General features: G+C 61.2%; 21 protein-coding genes. 4 read left to right on the top strand and 17 right to left on the bottom strand.

Annotated elements, in window-relative coordinates:
* Positions 1-32: 32 nt before the first annotated feature.
* From BW14_RS05580 to glyA, 6 genes are all read right to left on the bottom strand, one after another.
* Positions 33-614, bottom strand: a complete 582-nt coding sequence (locus BW14_RS05580) for a GNAT family N-acetyltransferase (RefSeq protein WP_181162306.1) — start codon at positions 612-614, stop codon at positions 33-35.
* A gap of 227 nt (positions 615-841) precedes the next feature.
* Positions 842-4,090 carry a UPF0182 family protein gene (locus BW14_RS05575; RefSeq protein ID WP_140489482.1) on the bottom strand — a complete coding sequence of 1,083 codons (3,249 nt, stop codon included), beginning with the start codon at positions 4,088-4,090 and terminating at the stop codon, positions 842-844.
* Positions 4,091-4,327: 237 nt separating this feature from the next.
* Positions 4,328-4,990, bottom strand: a complete 663-nt coding sequence (gene nadD, locus BW14_RS05570; RefSeq protein ID WP_375138433.1) for a nicotinate-nucleotide adenylyltransferase — start codon at positions 4,988-4,990, stop codon at positions 4,328-4,330.
* 56 nt (positions 4,991-5,046) lie between these two features.
* Complete coding sequence (locus tag BW14_RS05565; RefSeq protein WP_140489538.1) at positions 5,047-5,592, bottom strand: phosphoribosylglycinamide synthetase; 546 nt, start codon at positions 5,590-5,592, stop codon at positions 5,047-5,049.
* A 20-nt stretch (positions 5,593-5,612) separates the two neighbouring features.
* On the bottom strand, positions 5,613-6,998 hold the full coding sequence (locus BW14_RS05560) for a glutamate-5-semialdehyde dehydrogenase (protein WP_140489478.1): 1,386 nt from the start codon (positions 6,996-6,998) through the stop codon (positions 5,613-5,615).
* A 197-nt stretch (positions 6,999-7,195) separates the two neighbouring features.
* Positions 7,196-8,503, bottom strand: coding sequence for a serine hydroxymethyltransferase (glyA, locus tag BW14_RS05555; RefSeq protein WP_140489476.1), 1,308 nt, complete (start codon positions 8,501-8,503; stop codon positions 7,196-7,198).
* A 344-nt stretch (positions 8,504-8,847) separates the two neighbouring features.
* On the opposite strand from glyA, the gene thrC reads away from it, so the two are divergent.
* Positions 8,848-10,338, top strand: a complete 1,491-nt coding sequence (gene thrC, locus BW14_RS05550) for a threonine synthase (RefSeq protein WP_140489474.1) — start codon at positions 8,848-8,850, stop codon at positions 10,336-10,338.
* A gap of 222 nt (positions 10,339-10,560) precedes the next feature.
* Here the strand turns inward: thrC and BW14_RS05545 are convergent, their stop codons facing one another.
* The 8 genes from BW14_RS05545 to BW14_RS05510 all read right to left on the bottom strand — a co-directional run bounded on the left by BW14_RS05545 (position 10,561) and on the right by BW14_RS05510 (position 18,528).
* Positions 10,561-11,298 (bottom strand): ABC-2 transporter permease, encoded by a 738-nt coding sequence (locus tag BW14_RS05545; protein WP_181162304.1) that lies wholly within the window; start codon positions 11,296-11,298, stop codon positions 10,561-10,563.
* Positions 11,299-11,303: 5 nt separating this feature from the next.
* Positions 11,304-12,020 carry an ABC-2 transporter permease gene (locus BW14_RS05540; protein WP_140489470.1) on the bottom strand — a complete coding sequence of 239 codons (717 nt, stop codon included), beginning with the start codon at positions 12,018-12,020 and terminating at the stop codon, positions 11,304-11,306.
* On the bottom strand, positions 12,020-12,943 hold the full coding sequence (locus BW14_RS05535; RefSeq protein ID WP_375138432.1) for an ABC transporter ATP-binding protein: 924 nt from the start codon (positions 12,941-12,943) through the stop codon (positions 12,020-12,022). Before BW14_RS05535 ends, BW14_RS05540 begins: the two co-directional genes overlap by 1 nt.
* Positions 12,944-12,989: 46 nt before the next feature.
* Positions 12,990-13,364 (bottom strand): GntR family transcriptional regulator, encoded by a 375-nt coding sequence (locus tag BW14_RS05530; RefSeq protein ID WP_140489465.1) that lies wholly within the window; start codon positions 13,362-13,364, stop codon positions 12,990-12,992.
* Between the two features lie 231 nt (positions 13,365-13,595).
* Positions 13,596-14,426, bottom strand: coding sequence for an ABC transporter permease subunit (locus tag BW14_RS05525; protein ID WP_140489462.1), 831 nt, complete (start codon positions 14,424-14,426; stop codon positions 13,596-13,598).
* A gap of 10 nt (positions 14,427-14,436) precedes the next feature.
* Entirely contained in the window at positions 14,437-15,246 is an 810-nt protein-coding gene (locus BW14_RS05520; RefSeq protein ID WP_140489459.1) for an ABC transporter permease, read from the bottom strand.
* Positions 15,246-16,361 (bottom strand): ABC transporter ATP-binding protein, encoded by a 1,116-nt coding sequence (locus BW14_RS05515; RefSeq protein ID WP_140489456.1) that lies wholly within the window; start codon positions 16,359-16,361, stop codon positions 15,246-15,248. The genes BW14_RS05520 and BW14_RS05515 overlap by 1 nt, the downstream gene beginning before the upstream one ends.
* Before the next feature lie 115 nt (positions 16,362-16,476).
* Positions 16,477-18,528, bottom strand: a complete 2,052-nt coding sequence (locus BW14_RS05510; RefSeq protein WP_140489453.1) for a sodium:proton antiporter — start codon at positions 18,526-18,528, stop codon at positions 16,477-16,479.
* A gap of 250 nt (positions 18,529-18,778) precedes the next feature.
* Between BW14_RS05510 and BW14_RS05505 the strand changes: the two genes are divergently transcribed.
* On the top strand, positions 18,779-19,399 hold the full coding sequence (locus BW14_RS05505) for a GNAT family N-acetyltransferase (protein WP_140462493.1): 621 nt from the start codon (positions 18,779-18,781) through the stop codon (positions 19,397-19,399).
* A 52-nt stretch (positions 19,400-19,451) separates the two neighbouring features.
* On the opposite strand, the gene BW14_RS05500 is transcribed toward BW14_RS05505, so the two are convergent.
* The 3 genes from BW14_RS05500 to BW14_RS05490 are packed head-to-tail and all read right to left on the bottom strand — an operon-like array spanning position 19,452 to position 22,863.
* Complete coding sequence (locus tag BW14_RS05500) at positions 19,452-20,111, bottom strand: HAD family phosphatase (protein ID WP_140489450.1); 660 nt, start codon at positions 20,109-20,111, stop codon at positions 19,452-19,454.
* A gap of 8 nt (positions 20,112-20,119) precedes the next feature.
* The gene (recN, locus tag BW14_RS05495) at positions 20,120-21,883 is read right to left on the bottom strand and encodes a DNA repair protein RecN (protein ID WP_140489447.1); all 1,764 of its coding nucleotides are present in this window, start codon (positions 21,881-21,883) and stop codon (positions 20,120-20,122) included.
* Positions 21,883-22,863, bottom strand: coding sequence for an NAD kinase (locus tag BW14_RS05490; RefSeq protein WP_258186053.1), 981 nt, complete (start codon positions 22,861-22,863; stop codon positions 21,883-21,885). The genes recN and BW14_RS05490 overlap by 1 nt, the downstream gene beginning before the upstream one ends.
* A gap of 182 nt (positions 22,864-23,045) precedes the next feature.
* Between BW14_RS05490 and BW14_RS05485 the strand changes: the two genes are divergently transcribed.
* Both BW14_RS05485 and BW14_RS05480 read left to right on the top strand, forming a co-directional pair.
* Positions 23,046-24,524 carry a TrkH family potassium uptake protein gene (locus BW14_RS05485; protein WP_140489444.1) on the top strand — a complete coding sequence of 493 codons (1,479 nt, stop codon included), beginning with the start codon at positions 23,046-23,048 and terminating at the stop codon, positions 24,522-24,524.
* Positions 24,525-24,587: 63 nt separating this feature from the next.
* Positions 24,588-25,250 (top strand): TrkA family potassium uptake protein, encoded by a 663-nt coding sequence (locus BW14_RS05480; protein WP_044088575.1) that lies wholly within the window; start codon positions 24,588-24,590, stop codon positions 25,248-25,250.
* Positions 25,251-25,305: the final 55 nt, after the last annotated feature.

Raw genomic sequence — 25,305 nt, 5'->3', positions numbered from 1 at the left:
CACAGCCACGGACTACGGCGACCCGCAACGGCCTACAGGTCGAGGTACCAGTAGGACATGTCCCGCATGGTGCCGGTGGAGTCGGTAGCGGCCGCCGGCATCAGCCCGAACCGGGTGAAGCCGAAGCGGTTCATCAGCGCTATGGAACCGGCGTTGTCGGCGAAGATGATGCCGCAGGCCTTGCGCATATGACGGGCCCGGGCCTCATCGAGCAGACTGCCAAGCAGGAAAGTGCCCGCTCCCCTGCCCTGCCAGTCGGTGTCGATGTAATACGCCAGATCAGTGACGCCGTCATAGCCGGCACGGTCGTAGAACACGGAGAGCGCGCCGAACCCGACGACTGCCGTCCTGGCGCCAGTGCCAACTTCGGAATCGGTGCTGCCTTCCGGGTTGGCATCGTCATCCATCCAGCCGTGGTCTTCGGCCACCGATGCCTCCGCTACGAAGACGCCGTAGGGCGGCCGGTGCGATTCGACCCATGCCCGGCGCTGGTCGAGGCTGCGCGGGGTGAGGTCGGCGGTGGATCCGCCGGCGATGACAGAGGCGTTGTAGATGTCGGTGATGGCCTGAAGGTCCGATTCGACGGCCGGTCGAAACATATACGTATAGGACATGCGCACAGCCTAGCATCGCCGCGCGCGAAGAGGTCGGTTCTGGGCATATACCGGCCATGTACCGACGCCAAAGAACGGTTCTGGGCATATGCGTGTCAGATATGGCTCAAAAATCGCCTGTATCTGACACGCATATGCCCAGAATGTCGTATAAGGACCGTGCATGCCCAGAATAACCGGCCCGATTATGCCCAGAATTCCATGAAGTCGGGCTTGGGTGTCTGGAGCTACTTGTCGAGCTCGATGGCCTTGTTGAGGGCGTCCTCGAGTCGCTTTTGCGCCTCGCCGTAGGCAGTCCAGTCACCGTTCTTCATGGCGGTCTGGCTGTCCTTCATGGCCTGTGCGGCATCGTTCAGCGCCTGCTGGAGTTCAGGGCTGCGCGCGGTGCCGGATTGGGTACCGGTGTCGGACTGACCGGGCTGGTTGGACTGGTCGGAGCCTGCCGGGTTATCGGCCGTCCCCTGATTCTCGGTCTTCGAGGAACTGGAGGCATCCGAGCCATCGGCGTTGGCGGCGTCTCCGGCGTTGGCGCCGGAATCACCACCAAACACCTGGTCGAGCGCCTCATCAAGCGTGTCCGCGAAACCGACCTGATCGCCGAAGGCCACCAGGGTCTTCTTCAGCAGCGGGAAGGATGTGGCGCCGCTGGACTTGACGTATACGGGCTGCACGTAGACCAAGCCGCCACCGAGCGGCAGTGTGAGCAGGTTGCCGCGCACCACATTGGTGTCTCCGGATTGCAACAGGTTGAGCTCCTTGGAGACATCGGCGTTCGCGTTGAAGTTGTTCTGCGCCTGACCGGGGCCTGGGACATTGGAGTCCTTGGGCAATTCCTGCAGCCTGATGGTGCCGTAGTTGGAACCGATCTCACCTTTCTGGTTGCCGGCGTCGGAATCGACCGAAAGGAATCCGGTGAGAATCTCACGCGTGGATTGGCCTGCCGGGATATAGGTGGAGGTCAGGGAGAAGATGGGTTCCTCAGTGCCTCCGGTCTGCAATGTCAGATAGTACGGCGGCTGGAGAATGTCCTGATCCTGCTGGGCCTGGGATTCGGTCGGATCGACCGGGGTCTGCCAGAAATCCTCACCTGAGTAGTACTGGTTGGCGGAGGTCACATGGTACTTGGACAGCAGTTCGCGCTGCACCTTGAACAGGCCTTCCGGATAGCGCATGTGGCTCATCAGGTCGCCGGAGATCTCGCTGAGCTGATGGTATTGGCCGGGGAAGATCTGCTCCCATGCCTTGATGACCGGATCGGAGGTGTCCCAGACATAGAGATCCACGGAACCGTCGTAGGCGTCCACGGTGGCCTTGACCGAATTGCGGATGTAGTTGGCCTGCTTGGCTCCCAGCGAGGAGACCGTCGAGGAGGAGACCGTGGTGGAATCCTGCGTGGAGGTGCCGAGGTTGGTCATCTGCGAATACGGGTAGGCGTCGGATGTGGTGTATCCGTCCACGATCCACTTGACGCGACCATCGACCACGGCCGGATAGACGCGGCCGTCGAGTGTCAGATACGGCGCGACCTTGGCCACACGTTCCTTCGGGGAGCGGTCATAGAGGATCTGCGAGGCCGACGTCACTCGGTCGGAGAACAGAATCTGGTCGGAACCGAAGCGAATCGCATAGAGGATACGGGAGAACAGGTTGCCCACCGAGGGGCCGCCGTCGCCCTTGAAGGTGGTCAGGGCGCCTTCCGAACCGGTCGGATAGTCGAACTCCCACGACTTGGTGCCCTCGGGGGCGCCGACGATGGAGTATTCGGTGGCGTTCGGCGAGAAGTAGATGCGCGGCTCGTATTTCTGGGTTTCGGTGAGCTTGCCTTGTGTCGGGATGCCGTATTCGAAGAATTCCGGTTGGCCATCGGCCGTGACCTTGTTGCCGTAGGCGGCAACGACGCCATATCCGTGGGTGTACACGGTGTGGTCGTTGACCCAGTTGCGGTTGTCGTTGCCATCGAGGTCGAGCTCACGTGCGGCGATCACCGTATCCTGGGAGACGCCATCGATCTCATACTTGTCGACTGCGAGCGTATCCGCGAATGTGTAGTACTGCTTGGATTGCTGCAGCTGCTTGAACGTGGGGCTGACGACCTGCGGGTCGAGCAGACGAATCTGCGCGGTGGTGTCCGCCTCTTTGGCCAGCGCGCCCTGCTCGCCCTTGCTGGTGACCTCATATTGCTCGGTCTTGAGCTTGTTGAGGCCATAGGCCGCACGTGTGGCGTCGATGTTGCGCTGGATGTACGTGGATTCCATCTCCTGGGCGTTCGGATTGACGCGGAACCGCTGCAGCAGCACCGGCCATGCCACAGTGAGCACCAGCGCGACGACCACCGTGGCGGAGATGGAGATAACGGGGATACGCCATGCCTTCAGCGCCGCCGAGGCGCGCACGCCCAGGGAAGCCGGCCCCTCAAGCGCATGGGAGCGCATGAGCCATACGCCGAGCACCACGCCGAGGATGGCGGTGAGCGCGGCCATGATGAACGTGACCGGGATGTTGGCGTGGACCGCCGTGTATGAAGCGCCGGTGATGCGGGAGCCCTGCACGGTGAGCTGATCGAAGACGCCCAGCACCTGACGCGCCGACCATGCGAGCATGTTGAGTATCAGCCAGATACCCAGCTGGCGGCGGGTGCGCTTGGTGATGGTGAACAGTCCACGGCCATTGACCGGCATCGTGATTCGAATGCCGCCCATGAGCACATGGGTAATCAGCGAGAACACGATCCCCACACCCAGCAACATGGAAATCGCGGCGAGCACAAGTTTGAGGCCAGGCAGCATGAACACATAGAACCCGTTGTCAAGACCGAACTGGGGATCCACAGTGTCGAAGCTCTGCGCATGGAACATGAGCAGGATCTCGCTCCAGTTGGCATTGAACTGTGCACCGAAAATCGCGCCGACGATCAGCGATACCACCACCGCCACACGGCGTGCGGTCTTCGAGCTGAACGACTTGCCGACTTCCACCACGTCACCGTTGATGCGGATCGTGGAGCCGTCGGAGGAGTCGGGCCGTGCCCGGATGGCCAACCATGCGGCCGCGAATCCCGTCAATGCCATGAGCAACGCATATGCCACCCACAATCCGACCTTGACTCCCAACTGCACCCAGACCACGGACTGGAATCCAAGCTGTCCGTACCACATCAGATCGGTAATGAACTGGGACAGGCCGAAGAACAATCCGACGACAACAACCACCGCGAGCACCACGCCGATCATGATCCTGGTGCCGCGCGAACCTCCAGCAGCGCCGGAGTCCGGGCGGGACGTCAGTCGCGGACCGGCCGGCCCGCGCGGCGGACGACCTCCCCCATTGGAGGCATGTGGCGCGCCATTGCCTGAAGCGGGGCCGTCCCCATCGGCCTGAACGTCAAGGATGATCGGATCGTCGTCCGACTGTTTGCGGGCGCGACCATCTGCGTCGCCATTGCCGAAAAATATGGAAAAAGGATCGTTGAAAGACATGGCTCCCAGCGTACAGACAGGCCACGAACGGGAGTTATGCCGCCAGCGCACAGGGAGCCGTCAGGACATCCTGGTGGTCTGCCTCTTACATTACGAGACGGATCATTAGGTACCTGATTGGGGCTTGCTCCCCTCAGCCGCGTACCGCTCGGGAGCTCCCTTCAGAGAAGGGCTCCCAGGATGGACCGCACAAGGCGGTAGCGGTTTCATTGTCATTTGAGGAAGAGCAGCGGAAAGCTAACCGCGCGAGTAGAGGCCATGTTTGCCGATGTATTGGACCACGCCGTCCGGCACGAGGTACCAGACCGGCTCGTTATGCTCGGCGCGGCGACGCACGTCGGTCGAGGAGATGGCCAATGCGGGAATCTCCAACGTATCCACTTTGCCTTCCGGCAACCTCACCCCTTCAGGGCTTGAGTACCCGGGACGGGTCACGGCGACGAAGTGGGCGAGGTCCCACATCTGTTCGGCATCCTTCCACTGCATGATCTCCGCCACCGCATCTGCGCCGGTGATGAAGAACAGTTCGGCATCGGGATGTTGGCTGCGGATGTCTTTCAGCGTGTCGATGGTGTAGGTCACGCCGGGCCGGTCGATGTCCACCCGGGATACGGTAAATTTGGGGTTCGATGCCGTGGCGATGACCGTCATGAGATACCGGTCTTCGGCGTTGGTGACATGTTTGTCAAGCTTGAACACCGGTCGGCCTGTGGGTACGAAGATTACCTCGTCCAGATCGTACACCCATGCGACTTCGGATGCCGCCACCAAGTGGCCGTTGTGAATCGGGTCGAACGTTCCGCCCATGATGCCGATACGAGGGCGGGTGTGCCAGTTGCCGCGCGCGGAGAGCCGACCATGTCCACGGGTCCCGGTGAACCGGTCGGACAGATCCGACATACGCCGAGTTTGTTCCTCATGCGAAATCGCGATGAGATCGGTGGGTTCATTGCCGCTCATGCCTGACCGCCTTCGCCTGAGGCATCATCGGCGCTTTCCGTCTCCCGTTCAATTTCGTCTGCGGTGGGATCGCTTTCCTGCGGATCAATCTTGCCCATGTCCTCATCCCATTCCTCCTGCACCACGCGGCGAATCTCCGCGAAAGTAGGGAGAGGAAACTCCGGCTGATACAGTCTACGCACTTCCGCCACGCGTTCGGTGATGCGGATCAGCGTATCGGTCATGCCGTCAATGTCGCCGTCATGCTCCATCTGGCTGAACTTGGCAATGTAGCTCTCCATGAGCTCCATGTGCTCGCGAACCACCTTCGCCTGGGCTTCGGTAAGCTCGACCACTTCAGGTGAATCGATTTCGGGCCACCCGATCAGCACCGCATCGGCATATTCCAGTGAGGCGCGTTGCGCGGCGGAGGCTATGCCATCTTCGATCTGCACCAGAAATACATAGCGTACAATGCTCAGACGTTCTGCGGCGATCTTCAGCCCGATCTGCCAATCATCAGCCTTCGGACCGTCATTCGAGCCGGAAATGGCATCGTTCATGGTGTTCTCGGCCTTCTCGCTCATGCGCGCACCTGTCCTGTTCCGTATCCGATCCACTTGGTGGTGGTCATCTCCTGCAATCCCATCGGACCGCGGGCATGCATCTTCTGCGTGGAGATGCCGAGCTCGGCGCCGAAGCCGAACACGCCGCCGTCGGTGAAGCGGGTGGAGGCGTTGACCATGACCACTGCCGAGTCTATACGCTTGGTGAAGGTCTCGATGGCTTCGTAGTCTTCGGCGATGATCGATTCGGTGTGTCCCGTGGAGTGACGGTTGATATGCGCGATGGCGTCATCAAGGGAATCCACGACCTTGACGCCCATTTTGAGTGCCAGGTATTCGGTGTCCCAGTCCTCTTCGGTGGCTTGGTTGAGGGCGATGCCTTCGATCGCAGCGCCTTCGATGATGTCATAGGAGACGGCATCCGCTTGTAGCACCACGTTCGCGCTCGCAAGCGCCGCGGCGACCGCCGGCAGGACGTCTGCCGCTACATCCTTGTGGACCAGCAGCTTTTCGGCTGCATTGCATACGCCGACACGCTGCGTTTTGGCGTTGAGGATGATGGGAATCGCCTTGGCGAGGTCGCCGGACCTGTCGATGTAGATGTGCACGTTTCCGGCACCGGTCTCAATGACGGGGACTTTCGAGTTTCGTACCACCGCTTGAATCAGACCCGCTCCGCCACGCGGCACCAAGACGTCGATATGGCCACGCGCCTCCATCATGGCGGTGGCGCCGGGACGGCCGTATTGGTCTACCGATTGAACCAGGGCGGCATCGAAACCATGCGCTTCCAGTACGGGGGCGATAACACTGAGCGTCGCCGCATTGGTGCGTTCCGCCGCATGGCCTCCTCTGAGCAATGCGGCATTGCCGGATTTCAGGCATAGGCTGGCCACGTCGACGGTGACGTTCGGCCGGGCTTCGTAGATCATGCCGATGACTCCCATCGGCACGCGGGTCTGCGTCAGGCGCAATCCATTCGGCAGGTTGTAGCCCCGCACGATCTGCCCCACCGGATCAGGCAGCGTGGCCACATGCCGTACTCCTTGCGCGGCTGCGGCCACCCGCGGCACATTGAACAGCAGGCGGTCGAGCTTGCCTGCATCCATGCCGCTTTCCTTGGCTTCGAGCATATCGAGGCCGTTCGCCGCTTCGATGTCACCGGCATGCTCGTCAAGCGCATCGGCGATGGCGAGCAGCAGTTCGTTCTTGGACTCGGTGTTCGCACGGGCCAGCGCCTCCTGCGCGCGGGAGGCATGGTCGGCCTGATCGCAGACAGCGCGGAATATCTCCGGATTCAAAGCATCGCTCATAACAGTCAAGGGTAGCTCAGAACATGGCGCAATTCTTGCCACGACTCGATTTTGCGGCACAAATAATAGCGCGACCGCAGCGGCGTCCATACATGGGTCCTAATGCTCGCCGCTGGCATACAATCCGTGGAGGTCAGCTCTGGAAAGGCTCTGCACAACGATCAGCCTGACTTATACCGGCAATCCAACCGAATACGCGGCGGCCCCTCATTATCGAGGGGCCGCCGCTCCAATCCGGCATCAAACCGGCCGCATGAGTCGATGCGCGGGGCCGATCGGCGAATCGGTCAGTGAATCTGGTCGAGGTCCGGATAGAGCGGGAAGTCCTCGACAAGCTTGTCCACGCGGGCCTTGAGCGCGGTCACGTCGGCGGATGGGCCGGCGGCGAGCGCGGTGCCGATGATGTCGGCCACCTCCTCGTATTCCTTCGGTCCGAAGCCGCGCGTGGCGAGCGCGGAGGTGCCGATGCGAAGGCCCGAGGCGACCGAGGCCGGACGAGGGTCGAACGGCACGGTGTTGCGGTTGATGGTGATGCCGCAGGCGGCGAGCAGGTCCTCCCCCTGCTTGCCGTCCATCTCGGAGTTGCGCAGGTCGACCATGACCAGATGCACGTCGGTGCCGCCGGTGAGCACGGTGATGCCGTTCGCCTTGACGTCGTCAGCGAGAAGACGGTCGGCGAGGATCTTCGCGCCGTCAAGCGTACGCTGCATGCGGTCCTTGAACTCGGGGGTGCCGGCGACCTTGAAGCTCACGGCCTTGCCTGCCACCACGTGCATGAGTGGGCCACCCTGCTGGCCGGGGAACACCGAGGAGTTGAGTTTCTTGGCGTACTCCTGCTTGGCCAGGATGAAGCCGGAACGCGGGCCGCCGAGCGTCTTGTGGGCCGTCGACGAGACCACGTCCGCATACGGCACAGGGCTCGGATGCAGGCCCGCAGCGACAAGACCGGCGAAGTGGGCCATGTCGACCCAGAACTTGGCGCCGACCTCGTCGGCGATCTCCTTCATGGCCTTGAAGTCCTCGATGCGCGGGTAGGCGGACCAGCCTCCGATGATCATGGCAGGGTGGGTTTCGAGCGCGCGATGGCGGATGATTTCCGGGTCGATGCGGAAGGTCTCGGGATTCACACCGTAGGCTTCGGCGTGGTAGAAGCGACAGGAAAAGTTGATCTTCATGCCGTGGGTCAGATGGCCGCCATGGTCAAGCGCAAGACCGAGCACGGTGTCGCCGGGCTTGACGAGCGCCTGATAGACGGCGGCGTTGGCCTGTGCGCCGGAGTGCGGCTGCACGTTGGCGTATTCGGCGCCGAACAGGGCCTTCGCGCGTTCCCGGGCGATGGTCTCGATCTGGTCCACGTATTCGCAGCCGCCGTAGTAGCGGCGTCCGGGGTAGCCCTCGGCGTACTTGTTGGTGAGCACGGAACCTTGGCATTGCAGTACGGCTCGCGGCACGAAGTTCTCTGATGCGATCATTTCCAGACCGCCCTGCTGGCGATGCAGTTCGTCGTCGAGCAGTGCGGCGATCTCGGGATCGGTCTCGCTTATGGGCGAGTTGAAGACATCGGTTGGGGTCTGGGCGAGTGATGAAGCGGTCATCTGTGCTCCTTTGTCGGTGCGGGCAACGACTGGCATGCCGTTTGGGCGTCGAGTGTACGACGTGTTTGTGGCCGTGCTGTTTCCTTCATACGCCGAATCGAACGAATTTTCCCGATGATTGGCAGAAAACCACGGGACATGCCGTCTCGAGATATGGACTTGACCGCATGGGCTTGACCACGCATCTCCCCGATTCGCGAAACGTGTCTTCGATGCCGATCTGTCGAACAATCTGTCATGCGAGACGCCGCACCTCCTACGCCCATGCCGGACGCTAGAATGGTGAGGATTCGATTCACCCCTTGATAAGGCTGTTCGTCATTCACAGACTAAGGATTTCAACCGTGGCTACCACCTTTCATTCCACCCGTTCCACCACCGACTCGCTGACCGCCAAGCAGGCGATCCGCAAGGGCATCGCAGACGACGGCGGACTGTTCGTCTCGGACGACCTGGGCAAGACCAAGGTGGAAATCGGCGATCTGGCCGGCAAGACCTACCAGCAGATCGCCGCGGATGTGCTGAGCGCGCTGCTGCCGGACTTCACCGCCGAAGAACTGAACCAGTGCATCGCTGATGCCTATGGCCCGCAGTGGTCCGACGAACGCATCACGCCGCTCAAGCCGTTGGGCGACGACTATATCCTAGAATTGTTCAACGGCCCGACCTCCGCCTTCAAGGACGTGGCGCTGCAGATTCTGCCGCGTTTCATGGCACACACCACTCCGGCCGATGGCGATGCGGACGAGAAAATCATGATCCTGACCGCCACTTCGGGCGACACAGGCAAGGCCGCGCTGGCCGGTTTCGCGGACGCTCCTGGCACCGCCATCACCGTCTTCTACCCGGAAGGCAAGGTGAGCCAGGTCCAGGAACTGCAGATGACCACGCAGACCGGTTCGAATGTGAACGTCGCCGCCGTCGAGGGCAATTTCGACGACGCCCAGTCCGCGGTCAAGCGAATTTTCGGCGACAAAGTGCTCGCCAAGAAGCTCGCCGCCGACTCGCACGTGGTGCTCTCCTCTGCGAACTCGATCAACGTGGGCCGCCTGGTGCCGCAGGTCGTCTACTACTTCTCCGCGTACGCACAGCTGCTGGAGCAGCAGGTCATCAATGTGGGCGACGAAGTGGAGTTCGTGGTGCCGACCGGCAACTTCGGCGACATCCTTGCAGGCTACTACGCCAAGCTGCTGGGTCTGCCGGTCAAGCATCTGGTGGTGGCCTCCGACAAGAACAACGTGCTGTTCGACTTCCTCACCACCGGCACCTACAACCGTCAGCGCCCGTTCTTCCAAACGATCTCGCCGTCGATGGACATCCTCATCTCCTCGAACCTCGAGCGCATGCTGTACTACTTCTCCGAGGGTGATACACGACTGATCGCCATGCTCATGAACGACCTCAACAAGTGGGGCACGTATGAGGTTCCGGAGGAGCTGCTGGCCAAGATCCGCCAGATCTTCGGCACCGGCTGGGCCGACGAGGATCAGGTGCGCGAGTCCATCAAACACTGCTGGGACGAGAATCACTACGTCATCGACCCGCACACCGCCTGCGGCTACTACCTGCTTGAGCAGATGCCGCGCGACCCGCTTACCCCGCGCGTGCTGCTCTCTACCGCGAGCCCCTACAAGTTCCCGCGCGTGGTGAACGAGGCGTTGGGCTTCGACGCCACCGGCACCGACTTCGAGTGCATGGACGTGCTCTCGCGTGAGACCGGCACCACCGCGCCCGCCGCACTGCGCGGGCTTGAGACCGCTGAAGTGCGGTTCACCAACGTCGTGCCGATCGATGGCATGGAGCGTTTCGTGGCCAACGCCGCCGAATCGCTATAATGATCCGTCAGGCATCCTCCGGGGAATAGAAATACTCTGGGGAATCATGACAGGGGAGTGATGGCAGGCAGCCATCACTCCCCTGTTTCGTCGTGCCGACGGTCCGATCGACGTTGCATCGGTCCGATAATGGGGCGAAACATAAGTCTCGAACGGCAATGGGTTATGTTTCGACCCGTTTCCACCCTGTGCCATAGGCCGGCGACGCATATACCGACGGTGTCACAGCTCCTTGGCGTTGAAGAGGCGGATGGCGATGCCCATGGACACGCCGTATACAGCGAAGCAGAACACCGCACCGACCAATACGCTGCGCCAGGGCACCGACAGGAACTCGAAGACCGTCAGGATGATCGGCTCCCACGGAATCGGCAGGAAGGAGACCAGCGCAGCCAGCAGATACAGCGCGCCCATCATGGCGGCGAACACGATCATCAGCTGGCGGATGCCAAACCGATAGGTGCAGGCCAGCATGATGGACCCGACAATCATCGACATCGCGAACACCGTGGCGACTGACGCAGAGACGCCGACACCGTCCACGGCGCCATCGGCCAACACGTCGAAGACAAGACGGCACACGCCCACCTCCACGCTCCACGCCACCGCCGAGGCCAGCAGATACAGGAACCTGCCGATCACCTGCGGCGTGCGGGCAATCGGAACAAGCCCCGCCATCGCACGATGACCGTCCTGATCCTCCATCATGGACGGAACCAATGCCATCATCCAGCCAGCCACCACGGCCAACCCGGTGATACCTCCCATCAACCCGCCAGCCACTCTGGCATCCATGCCGACAAATCGCACCAGCACGCCGACCACTACGGCGAACAGGAGCACCGCCCCCATGACCAGCTCATAGCCCAAATCGGACGAGCCACGGGCGACATCGAATCGCAGCTGAGCCAAGGCCGACCGCCATACCGTCCGGCGGGAGACCGGAACATCCTTGCCCATGATGCTCACCATTCCTTCCGTTGATAGATACGTGCACTGATCGCATAGGACACCACATAGAGCGCCACCGCAATCGCCAAACCCGCCACAGCAGCCGGAACCGCATGGGAGCCCAGAACAGCGAACACGCCAAGCACACTGGCAGTGAATCCGTGCGGCAGCTCGCTCCACATCAGGAGCACCGCAAGGAATATGACATACACCACGAGAAGCCCTACCTGCAATCCGTTGACGCTGTTCGAACGATAGCCGAGCGGTGTCCATATCGCCACGATGGCCAGCACGCTGAGCAGCGTGCCCACCACCATCGGCATGTTGGCCGCCAACGACCAGTCAGGCACCGCCAACGACTGCACGAGATTGAGCAATGCGACCATAACGGCCGCGATCACCGCCATCATCACGCCCAAGACATATCGCGACAACACCTGGATATGTCGAGCAACCGGCATCAGCGCCCGCAGACGATAGCCGCTCTGCACATCGACAACCGCCATCGTGACGATCAGCGCGCCAAACGAATATGTTTCCATCGAGACACCGAGCACATACCCGAAGTCGTTCCGGAATGCCAGAAGGAACACGAACGGCATCAGGATGATGAGTGGATATTGAAAGACACCATCGGCGAACAGGTAGTCGAGATCAAGACGCATCGCCGATACCAGCGCACGTCCCCTGGACTGCATGCCGGTACAAGCGCCGCGAGCCACGCTGCTCATCACAGCACCCCCTTGTTGTCATGGCGGGTATTGGTCAAGCGGATGATGTCGTCGATGGATGCACGTTCCACGGCGAGCCCCGGCACGGCCCGCATGACTGCTGCAAGGTTCTCGCCACGGACCAGTGCGTCGAAGCCGGTCTCATAGGTATGCGAGCCGAGCACCATGTCCGCCGGCAACTGCGCGAGTTCGTCCGGACCGCCTTTGACCAGCTTGAACGATTCCTCGAACTCATCCTTGGGGCCGGTGAAGTACAGCCGACCACCGGTGATGTAGGTGATGAAGTCGGCGGCGCGCTCGAGATCAGCGGTGATATGCGTGGAGAAGAGCACCGAATGCTCGCCATCCTCGATATAGGCGTGGAGCAGGTCCATGAGCTCGTCGCGGGCCAGCACGTCCAATCCGCTGGTAGGCTCATCCAGGATGAGAAGCTTGGCGTCATGGCTCAGGGCTATCGCGAGCATGAGCTTCATCTGCATGCCACGGGAGAGAGACTTGATGCGCTTGTTGCCGTTTTCCTTGCCGGCAAGCCCGAAGTCGACAAGCCGGCGCTGGTACAGATCATGGTTCCACGCGGGGTACAGCGGTGCGACGATCCTCTCTACGTCTTTCACCTTCCACTGCTCGTAGAGATAACTGGAGTCGAACACCACGCCCAGCTGTTCCTTGACAGCCTCCTCGTGCTCGAGGTTGTCAAGACCGAGCACATGGATGTCGCCGGCGTCGCGGTGAATCATGTTGAGGATGAGCTTGATGAGCGTGGATTTGCCGGCGCCGTTCGGGCCGATGAGACCCATGATGTATCCGGCCGGCAGGTCGAAGGTCACATCGTCCAGCGTGAAGCCGGAATCGTAATGCTTGGTCACGCCAGTGACGGACAGTGCCGTCGGCGTGGATTGCGGTGTGATAGCGTTCATCGCCATGCTCCTTTCACCAGCTGCATTGCATATGCCGATTCAGGCGTATGCATCAGTTCGCTCGGTACTCTTCGACGAGCATCTCCCCCAGCCGCTCCAGCGACATGTCCGCAGCCTTGGCGGCGCGGCTGGCCTCGGCAAGACTCGCACGGGCCTGGGCCTCGAGCTGCTGTTTCATGAGCTCGTTGCCCTTGTCCATCACGAACGTGCCCTTGCCTTGGATGTTCTGCACCACGCCCTCGTCGGCCAGTTCGTTGTACGCCCTGGTGACGGTGAGCACGGAGATGCGCAGCTCCTTGGCAAGTTTGCGCAGCGAGGGCAGCGCCTCGCCAGCCTTGAGGCCGCCGTCCAGCACGGCGGCACGGATCTGGGTTTTGATCTGCTCGTAGATCGGTTCACCGGACACGGATGAGATGATCAGTTTCATCTATGCCCCTTTCGATGGTTATTGATTGGGTTCCAGCCTCCCAGCCCGTCGGTTGTTCAGCTGTTATATATAACAGTATAACTGTTTGGCAAAACTGTCAAGGTGTGTTGCATAACAGTTGAACAGTAGCGCAGCGGTTGGCGATTGGTAGAACAGGGGATATAGCGACGAACCGCTCCCCTCAGTCAGCTCCACTGACAGCTCCCCTCAGAGAGGGGAGCCGAAGGCGAGTCACCGGGACGTAAGGTCACGGCGAAGGAATGCGATATAAGACGCCGCAAAACAGACCACAACAATCACTACGCCCAGTATGGCGAACGGCATAGGGACCTGGCCGTCGATCACGTCCTGTGGGATGGCATAGCGGAAGGGCGATAGTACGCGAACGACCACCGACGCGTCATGGTCGGAGAACATGTCATAGGCCACACCCGCGCAATAGGCCACCACCACGGCGGAGTTTCCAATCAGAGAGCCGCGTTCCAGGCCATGCTCAGAGCCCAAACATGCGGCACACGCACAGGCTGCGAGCGCGCCGAACACCAGCATCATCGCCAGCATCCATATAGCGAACCGGATGACCACCATCGCGCTGCCGGACGCATCGGACAAGCCATCCAGCATGGGCAGGCACAACAGGGCCGAGACAAGATCAACAACCGTGAAGATCACGGCATCAATCAGTGCCGCAACCAGCTTCCAGGTGAGGATGGCCGTCCGAGACACCGGGCGGACGAACAGGAACTCATAGGTGCCGTCCATCATCTCGCGAGACACCGCATGGGCCGCAAGCGCGACCGCATACACCGCAGCCATGATGCCCACGTAGAACATCAGCACTGCGTAATATCCGGCGAATGTCGTCATATCCAAATCGGAGATGCCCATGACCGCAAGCGCCACCTTGGGGAACGCCTCGGTCAGCTGGCGGACGGATTGCGGATCGCCGCCGGCGATGCCTTCGAATTTCATCACGCCCGCCACGTTGAACAGGATGACGACCAAGCTCCAGATCACCAGCGGCTTGGCATTCGATCTCAATTCACGAATCAGAATGTTCATCGCCAGCCCCTCACCTATTGCGCACGTCGGCGTGTGCGTACACCGCCGCAGCGCCTGCCAAACAGACCGCGACAACGATCATGGCCAGCATCGGATACCCGACCTCATAACGACCGTGGTTCAAAGCTTCGTCTACATTGAACCAGGTGAACGGCGAGACAAGCCGCCAACCGTCCTCCCCGGTCATTTCAGGCAGCGAGACCAGCACGAATCCCAATATGCCGACCATCGTGGATGTGCCGGAAATCCCGATGGCATGCCGTGACAGCACCGCGATGAGCACGCCGAATGCGAGGAATACCATTTGCACTCCGACCAGCGAGCACGCGGCGAGCAATATCCTCGGCAACGGAATGGAGGCCGCAGTGGGGTCATCGCCGTACCCCCGGTAGATCATTGCCATGACCGCCATGAACAGCGCACCAGTGGCCGCAATCATCGTGAGGCACACGGCGAGTTTCGCCGCATACAGGCGCATCCGGCCAATCGGCATGACAAACAGGAAATCAGACGACTTGGTGCGCCGTTCTCGCTCGAACACCGACAATCCCCATGCGCAGGCCATAATTGCCACGATGAGCATGAAGTACAGCGAGCAGAATCGATAGAAACCACCGAAGGAGAACATGCCGCCGGAGACACCGAACAGCGCCGCGAACTGCGGCGGGAACCCCTCGAGCACCTGTTCGACTGCCTCCTTGGCGTCACGGTAGATCGGATAGGCGCCCACCATGAGCAGCACGGCAACGCCCAGCAACACCACCTCACCGACAAGAAACCCGCGCAGCTGGCGACCGAACTCAAAACGGTAGACGTTCATCAGTCCCGCTTCCCTCGCGGCGCCGTCGGCGCATCCGCACCATCCGCGACACCCGACGATTCCGGCTCCCCCAATGCATCCGGCTGATAGTAGTGCATGAACACCTCTTCCAGCGTCGGCTCGGTGATCGACACGTCAACAAGGTCGAGGTCGGCGAGCGTGTCGAGCAGCGAATTGCAGTCACCCTCGAACAGGAAGCTCACGTCCTCGGACGAGCCGCCACCCACCGTCAGCGAACGCACGCCCGCAAGGCCGGACAGCATCGCCTTGATACGGGCGGACACAACATCAGCATGCTCATCCCGAATCGCACCGGGGACACCCACCGGTCGAGCGCCGCCATCGCCATCGGCACGCGCACCGCCTCCACCCAGTACCAGCGACACCCGTTTGACCGACGAGCGGCGCAGCTCGGCGACATCCTTCACCGCCACAATCCGGCCTTCGCGTATGATCGCCACACGATCGCACATGCGCTGCACTTCGGACAGGATATGTGAGGAGAACAGCACGGTGACGCCATGCTCGCGGTTCTCTTCGCGGATGAGATCGAAGAACGCGCGCTGCGCCAGCGGGTCAAGGCCACTGGTCGGCTCGTCGAGTATCACCAGCTTCGGCGAATGCAGGAGCCCCTGCACGATGCCGACCTTTTTGCGGTTGCCGAGCGACATGTCCTCAATCTTCTGGTCGAGGTTCAGGTCAAGCCGTTGCGCGAGTTCCATGATGCGGGCGGAGCAGTCCCTGTGATAGAAACTCGCAGCATAGGCGAGCAGGTCGCGGGCGCGCATGCCCTCGTAGTAGAACACCTCGCTGGGCAGATACCCCACGTTCTCGAGAATCCGCACCCGGTCGCGCATGCCGTCGAGTCCGAATACTGATGCAGAGCCGCTTGTCGGACGGATCAGGCCCAGCAGACAACGGATGGTCGTGGATTTGCCAGCGCCGTTGGGACCGACGAAGCCGAAGATCTCTCCCCGCTTCACGACGAGGTCCACATCAGTGATGCCTCTCGCCTTGCCGTAACGTTTGGTCAGATGACGCGTGACAATCGCAGGCTCATGTTCACCGCCATGGCCGTCACGCGCAGTTGCATCGCTCCTGTCAGCCCCTGTCATAATCAGGCTCTCCCCCTCATCTGTTCTCGGACACGCTCACATCCGTCATCACACATCACCATGCGCCCGGCTCCACTGCGGGCGCCGGCCAGACCCCGGATGCGCACGCACATCACTAGACCACCGATTCGGCCTGCATGAGGTACACGTTCGAGCGCATCAGGCGGGCATCCTCGCGGGTGATCTCCTTGGCCTCGAGCATTTCTCGTATGGTGTCCAACTCCATACGAAGCGCGTTGGCGCGCACTGCCTCGACCTTCGAGCTGTCAGCCGCATGCAGAGGGGACATGGAGTTGTCGAGGATCTGGTTCAGCGCCCTGCGGTATTCGATGAGCAGCTCGGCCACCAGCTCGGCATCGTAGACATGGTCGAGGATGAGATCCTGCAGCCGTTCCATGATGTCGTTGTACAGCGGCACCTGCACCGCCCGGATTGCACGTGTGCGCTCGGCTTCCAGACCCGGCGTGCGGCGTGCGATGCCTTCCCAGAACCGCCGGATGACAGGCATGAAACGACGGCGCAATTTGGCCATATTGAATCTGAGCCCATGCCCGGAACCCCCCTCAGGAGTCAATCGCTCCAACACGCTTTCGACATGTTCGAGCAGGTAGCGTGCACCTGTGAGCTGGGTGATGGTCTCCTGATCGGGATTGACGACGTTCTCACGGGTGGCAATCGCCTTGGTGAGCCAATCCCTCTCCCACCTGAGCGTGCGGATGCGCAGCTCGTTGGCCTCGCGAGGAGACGCGGACGGCATGTTCGCCTCCACGCGTTCGATGCGGTCGTTATAGCTTTTGAGCACGCGCGTCACGGCGGCATGGGTCTCGGGCGTCTCGTTGTCCACGATCTTGGCGATGGTGCGGCGCAGCATCTCGATATCGCGCTTGGCCCACTCCTCCTTCGACGTGTCGGCAGGCTTCGGGGACAGCAACGGAAGCATGACATTCGAAATCACGATGGACAGCACGATATAGCCGGAGACGATGAACAATATGATGTTGCGCACCGGCACCGAGGCGCCATTGTCGATTGAATACGGCAGCGAGAACGCCATGGCCAGCGAGATCGCCCCTTTCGGCCCGCCGAAGGTCATCACCACCGCCGAATGCCAGCGTTCACGCGTCATCTTGCGGCGCTTGCCCGTGGCCAGATCCTTGGCCCAACGCAATGTGCCCACGCACCAGATGAATCGGAGTACCAACGTCAGCAGCGTCAGCAACAGCACCAGACCGATCATCGCCCACAGATCGACGCGCGGATCATCCCAGATCGCACGCATCGCAATCGGCAGTTCGATGCCGAGCAGCACGAACACCATGCCGTTCAGCGTGAAGTCCACGAAATGCCATACGGAGTTCGAGACCAGATTGACGCGCGCCACATCCCCGCCCACGCCGGTTCGGGGGAACGTGATGACCACGCCACATGCCACCACGGCCAGCAGGCCGGAGATACCCACATGTTCGGAGAGCAGGTATACGCCGAACGGCAGGAAGCATTCCATCAGCATGCGAGTGGTGACGTCCTCGAAGTTATGCTTGCGCATGAACAGGACCAGACGGTCGAACAGCCAACCTACCACGGCACCGATCAGGGTGCCCAGCACGAAGCTCATCAGCACCTGCCAGCCAAACCCCGCAGGCGAGAAATGACCCGTGGCGAGCGCCACCAGCATGGTCTGGAAACCAACCAGGCTGACGGGATCATTGAGCAGGCTTTCGCTTTGCAGCACCGACTGCTGTCTCGGCGTCAGCTTGACGACGCCACCCAGCTGCGCCACGGACACCGCATCGGTGGGGCTGATGATCGCTCCCATCGCCACTGCCGCCATCATCGGAATGGCCGGCCACAATTCATGCAGGGCCACTCCGCTCAGCGCCATCGTGACCATGACCAGGCCCACCGCCAGAGACAACGAGAGGCTCAGGTCCTTGCTCAGCGCCTTGCGGTCGATGTTGCGCGCCTCAAGGTAGAACAGCGGGACGATGAACAGCAGCATGAACATGTCCGGCTCGAACTGGATGTTGCGCAATCCAGGGGTGAAATACCATGCGACGCCGAAGGCTATCTGGATGAGCGGCGTGGAGATCTTCGGCAGGAACCGGCTCAGGAACGAGGAGATGAGAATCGCGAACAGAATCTCCGTGACCAGTATCGCGTTCTCCATCGTTGCCGCCTTCCCCCCCCAGTCTATACGGAAATAGAATGTAATCAGCCGGCCTCACGCCGCACCCATCCCTTACGGAAGACATACGGTTTTCACCGTGTGCGACGGTGTTTCCCTAACGGTTTTCTCATGCGTGGCCGCATGGCAAAGCGGCTTGGATGAACTTCAGACGAACAATGCAGCCGAATCCCGCCACTGCGATAAGCCGTAACATCCTCCATGCCTATAATGCGGTTGGAAGGGAGCAGCCATGCCCGACAACGCCGTTACATTGCGCATCACCGAACCCGATGACTACCGGTATTTCGAGATCTGGTGGAATACAGACACCATAGCTGACGCATGCCGAAACACCTTGGAGACATTGACCAACGGTCAGATCGACACATTGTTCCACAATGCCAGCGATACGGACGACGACCATCAGTTCGGTCGCACCGTGCTCGATCCGCACGGCCAGCCCATCGGCCACCTCGCCGCCTGGGGCTGCACCGATCCGGAACGCGACGCGACGATGGCCCTGCTCATCGGTCCGTATTATCAGGGTTTGGGCTTCGGCAATCAGGCGATGAAGCTCGGCATCAAACTCGCGGCCGAGCAGTTGCGCGCGTCAACGATCACCGTCAACGTATGGTCGTTCAACCTGCGTGCACGCCATATGGCGGAATCCTTCGGCCTGAAGGAGGTTTCCCGGCGCAGCGACGCCGTGGAACGCGATGGACATTCGTTCGATGAAGTGACCTACCGCGCACCCGTGGAGGTGCTGCTGCAGCGCATATCCTCCGAAGAGGTGGAGCGCCGGGAAGGCGAGGAGTTGGAACGGCAGCGGTTCGCATCGAATCGTCCCGCCGACCTGCTCTCGGTCTTCTGAATCCTCTTCCGCATCCGCTGCGTATGCTTCTATGAGGCCCCACGCAGCGGCATCACCAGTTGCGCGGGGCCTCATAGAAGTCATGGAGGGCACCGTCGGCGATACGTTCGATTTCGGGCCAATCCGCGCTTGACGAATCATCATACATGGCCCACACATGCATGCCCGCCGACTTGGCCGAACGAATGCCGACCAGAAGATCCTCGAACACTATGCAATCAGAGGGTTCTGCACCCAGACGACGGGCGGCCAAGAGGTATACGTCCGGCTTGCTTTTGCCCACTCCACCTGCATCGTCCACCGAAACGACGGCATCGAAGCATTCAGCGATACCGAGATGCGCGAGTGCCGCTTCACGCAGTTTCGGCAATAGCGTCGTAGCCACGCCGAGCTTCACACCGAATCGTTTCAGCTCGTTGAGATAAGCGATGGCCCCGGCTTTCGGCATGACCTGGGTGGCGTAGGCGGCGTGCGCCATCTCATCCCATTCGGCCATGACCTGTTCGGGTGTCTCCTGCAATGCGAACCGGTCGATGGTGTATTCGGCAATCTGCCTGAACTGCATCGACGCCACTGTGGACATATAGTCATCCGGCACGGCGATGCCCCGCCTGCCCAAAAAATCGATGTCGATCTGGTTCCATACGCCCATGGAATCAAGCAACGTGCCATCCAGATCGAAAATGGCGGCTTTGACGGGACTCACTACCATCTTGCTCCTCACTCACCGGCATTCAAGCGGGAATCGGCCAGCAGCTCGCGCGCATGGTCGAGCGACGCTTCGGATTCCGAGCCGGACAGCATGCGTGCCACCTCCCGGATACGGGCATCATCCTGCACCTGCTGCACTGTCGTAATCACACCCACGGCATCGTCATCGGCATCCGGCGGAATCTTCGTCACCACAAACTGACTGTCCGCCCAGGAAGCCACTTGAGCCAGATGCGTGACGACGATGACCTGCGACGTACATGCCAGACGGGCCAACCGTCTGCCGAGTTCGACTGCCGCCTTGCCGCCCACACCGGCATCCACCTCATCGAAGATGAAGGTCATGCCGGATTCCGCATCCTGCTTGTTCTGCGACGATTCACCGGCATGCATGTCCGCGGCAGACAGCTCCAACGCGAGCATCAGGCGGCTCAGTTCGCCGCCGGAGGCGCTTTTGCCCATCGGCAATTGAGCGGCCCCCTCATATGGAGTGAACAGGAAGGCAATGTCATCGCCGCCATTGGCGTCCAGCGCGCCTTCGGATTCGCCGCTTCGGCGAGTCACCCTGATCTCCAATGACGCTCCGGGCATGGCCAGGGACTCCAACTCGGCGGTGACCTTGCCCGCGAGTGTCGCCGCAGCCTTGGACCTCGCCTCGCTGAGCTCATCCGCCGCTGCCACGGCCTTGCGATACAGGCCGTCCCGCTCGGCTTCGAGTTCGGCAATCTTTTCCGGCGAGGCGTCCAGATCCTCGATCTCGAACGATGCCTTGTCCCGCCATTCGAGGACATCCGCCAACGTGGGTCCCCATCTGCGCGTCAGCTCCGAAAGTTCATGGATGCGAGCGTTCAATGCGTCGAGATCCGCATCGCCGAAGTCCTCATCAAGATGCTTGGACAAGGCGAACACCACATCCTGCAGCTCGGCATTCAACGATTCGAGACGGTCGGCCAACTCCTGGAATTCGCCGGCCGCATGGATGCCACGCAGCGCCTGGGCGGCTTGCAACAACAGGTCGGATGCGCCGGTGGACTCGGTGGAGGCGTCGAATTCCAATTGCGACGCATCCAGCGCCGCGAGCGCATGGGATACGCCTTCGGCGATATCCGCCGCGTTCTCGATCCGGTCGCGCTTGACCTTGAGGTCCTCGTCCTCACCTGGGTGCGGGTCGACCTCGTTGATGCGCCCCACCGATTCACGCAGATAGTCGGCGCGCTGACGCGCCGAGGATTCCTGGGAGCGCAGACGCTCCAACCGGTCATCCATGTCACGCAATGCGCGCCATGCCGCATGGTAGGCCTCCAACTGCTTCCCATCGTCCGATGCATGGTCAAGGAATTCCCGTTGCCGCGACGCCGATGCGATGTTGAGCTGCTCAGCCTGGCCATGAATGGTGACCAATGCGGATGCGACATTCGCAAGCACGGATTTGGGCACGCTTTTGCCGCCGAGCACCGCACGCGACCTGCCGGCCGCCTTGACGGTACGGGCAAGGAACAGTTCCCCGTCCTCCACATCCACACCGGCCTCGTGCGCCACGCCCGCAGCGGCTGCATCATCGGCGACGGCGAAGATGCCCTGCGTCCAGGCCTCGTCGGCGCCGGTGGTCACGCGACCGGCATCCGCCGGACCTCCGGAAATGAGGCTCAACGCGGACAACAGCATGGATTTGCCGGCACCGGTCTCGCCTGTGATGGCGGTCATACCTGGCGCCGGCGTGATGGTGGCCTCGTGGATGGGGCCAAGATTACGGATATCGAGTTCCTCCAGCATCAGCGGGCCACCTCGCCGGGTCGCATGTTCTCAGCTGACGATGCGGCGGTACCGGATGCGGCGGTACCGGAGTGATGCTCCGTGACCTGGCCTGTGGCTTCCGCACGTGCATGCTCGCGCCACCCGACTACCGGAAGATCGAATTTGGAGACCAGACGGTTGGTGAACGGCACACCCGACAGCCGTGCCAGACGTAGCGTGTCACGCGATTCGCGGACAATCACACGGGTCCCCTGCGGCAGGGCGCGCTGCCGGCGGCCATCGCAGCAAATCCAGCCTTCGGACATCGATTCACCCAGAATATCAATGGTGAATGTGGAACCGGCACCGATGATCAGCGGGCGGGCGAACAGGGCATGGGCAGCCAATGGAATCAGCTGCAATGCCTTGACGTTCGGCCATATGACCGGTCCTCCCGCCGAAAACGCATACGCCGTGGAACCGGTGGGCGTAGATACAATCACCCCATCGGCCCCGAACGAGTTCATCTCGACGTCATCCACCTGAATGGACAATTCCACCATCTTGCCGCGATCAGCCCGCTCAAGGGTGATGTCGTTCAGCGCCCAATCCTCGAGCGGGGCGCTGGCGCCAGGCAGCCAGACATCGACATGGGCGATCATGCGTTCGTCAATGGAGTAATCATGCTCGGCGACCCTGCGAATCGCCTCATCGATCTGGAAGCTCTCGAATTCGGCGAGGAATCCCACATGCCCCATGTTCACGCCGAGAATAGGCACCTGCGTGCAATGCACCAGTTCCGCGGCCCTCAGAATGGTGCCGTCGCCTCCCAGAACCACCACTATCTCCGTATCATCCGGCACGCACGGCGGCTGCACGCCGAAATCCGGTGCTTCCGTGTTGTCGATGATGGAGACCGCAAACCCTGCCACACGAAGCTGGCTGACCGCTTCGGACACCACGGTCCCGGACTGCCTGAGCCTGGTATGCGTCACCACAACCGCATTGCGCTTGGCCATGCCATCCTCCTGTTCGCCGGCTGATGCATCACATTCGCACTGCACCATTGACCATCCTAACCGCCATGCACGCCATTGGGAATCGCATATCCCGGCAAAACGTCCTACAATGGCCCTGATTCGCCTTCCAGCCGCGGCGGATGAACCAGTGACGACGAGCAGTTTGAGGAAGCACGGGAACCATGTCCAACGACTTCGATGAATCCTCCCTCAACCGGAAATCCTCGCAAGGCCTGTCCTGGTGGTTCGCCAACTATTCGACCGGCGTGAACGACAGGGACAAGGAGGGCATGCGCAAGGCACGCCGTATCCGCCGCATCAGTCTGACCGATCGGTTGCTGAATCATCCCGGACGGCTGTCCATACTGTATTTCCTCGTGCTTATCGTGGTGGTCACCGGCTTGTTGCTGCTGCCGATCTCCACCCGGAGCTGGGTGTTCACCAACTTCCCCGTAGCGTTCTTCACCGCCGTCTCCGCGTTGTCCACCTGCGGCATTCCGGTGGTGAACACCGGCGAATACTGGTCCATGTTCGGGCAGGTGGTCATCCTGTTGTCCATTCAGTTCGGCGGCCTCGGCGTGATGACCTTCGCATCCATGGTGGCGCTCGGCGCATCCCGCAGACTCAAGGTCTCCCAACGCATCCTCACCGCCAGCGAACTGGGCACCACCAAGCTCTCGGAAATCAAAGGCGTGCTGTCCGTGGCCATCGGCACGTTCGTCATCGCGGAGGTGCTCACCTTCGCGCTCCTCTTGCCCGAATTGTTCCGCATCAACCATGGACAGGTCGGCCGTACTCTCTGGCAGGCCCTGTTCTACGCGGTGTCCGCGTATAACAACACCGGATTCACGCCGGACGCCACCGGACTGCATATCAACCGTTGGGGCGTGGGACTGCCCATTCTGCTCAGCGCATTCGTCGGCACCCTCGGCTTCCCCGTGGTGCTGAATGTCGTGCAATGCGCATACCGGCGCATCAGTCCGAGACGTTGGACGTTGCACACCAAACTCACTCTGGCCACCACTGCGATACTGGTCGTGGCCTCCCTGATCTGGTTTCTGGCGGTCGAATGGGACAACGCCACACTGTTTCCCGCCGACGATGCAAGCATGAAGCTACGCCGGGCCCTGTCCGCCGCCGTCATGCCCCGCTCGGCCGGCTTCGACATCTCCTGGGTGCCGGATGTCAGCAACGAGACCAAGGTGTTCATGAGCCTGCTCATGTTCATCGGCGCCGGCTCATCCTCCACCGCAGGAGGCATACGCGTGACCACGTTCGCGGTGATCATGCTGATCTGCGCGGCGTCGTTCACCGGCCATAGGGATGTGACCGTGTTCCGCCGTCGCATCCCCCGACGCATCCAGATGACAGCCGTATCGGTGACCACGGCGTGCTCCGCTCTGGCATTGATCGGCGCCGTGGCACTGATGTTCGTCACCGGCTGCGATTTCGTGGACGCCATATTCGAAGCGTCCTCGGCATTCTCGCTGGGCGGGTATTCGGTCGGCGTGGCGAACGCCGGCAATCCGGCGAGCCTGTTCATACTCTCGGCTGAGATGATCGTCGGACGGCTCGGCCCGTTGACCATCGCCTATTCCATCAGCAGGCCGATGGCGCCGGAGCCCATCCGATATCCGCAGGAGAACATCATCGTCGGCTGACACATCCAATCCACATGCATACGTCCAATCCAACTACCATTGACATTTCAGGAAAGGGTCATCATGGCATCAAAATCGAACAGCGGCAAAAGCGTACTGGTCATCGGTCTCGGACGATTCGGCGGGGCTGTGGCATCCACGCTGGATGCCATGGGACAGGATGTGCTGGCGGTGGACAAGAACCCCGAGATCGTGGCGCGCTGGTCCGCCCATCTTCCCACCATCCAGGCCGATATGACTGATGTGATGGCCATCGAGCAAATCGACGCGGCACAATTCGACACCGCTGTCGTGGCCATAGGCGACAGCATCGAAGCGTCCGTGATCATCACCGGCAACCTGCTCGACGCGGGCATCTCCGACCTATGGGCGAAATCCGTGTCCCAGGAGCACGCCCGCATCCTGCAGCGCATCGGCGCACGGCACATCATCAACGCGGAGACCGACGCCGGCAAACGTGTAGGACATCTGGTGGCCGGCAATTACCTGGATTACATCGAGATCGATGGCCCGTACACGGTCGTGAAGATCCACACGCCGCTCTATGCGGTCGGACGCTCCATCGAGGAAGTGCAGGTGCATGACAAATACGGTGTGACCGTGGTGGGCATCAAGGCCCCCGGCAAGGAGTTCCAATACGGCTCACGGGAATTGGTCATGCACCGCAATGACGAACTCATCATCATGGGCAAGCAGGACCAGATCGACCACTTCATTCAGGGATGATGCGTGAAAGACAAACCACTAGCGAGGCGGACCGCATCAATCCCTCAGAAAATCG

Origin of the sequence: Bifidobacterium sp. UTBIF-68, assembly GCF_006408855.1 — a bacterium.
Lineage (GTDB): Bacteria > Actinomycetota > Actinomycetes > Actinomycetales > Bifidobacteriaceae > Bifidobacterium > Bifidobacterium reuteri.
Note: the sequence above shows the minus strand (reverse complement) of the source record. Positions and strands in the feature narration are given on the sequence as shown.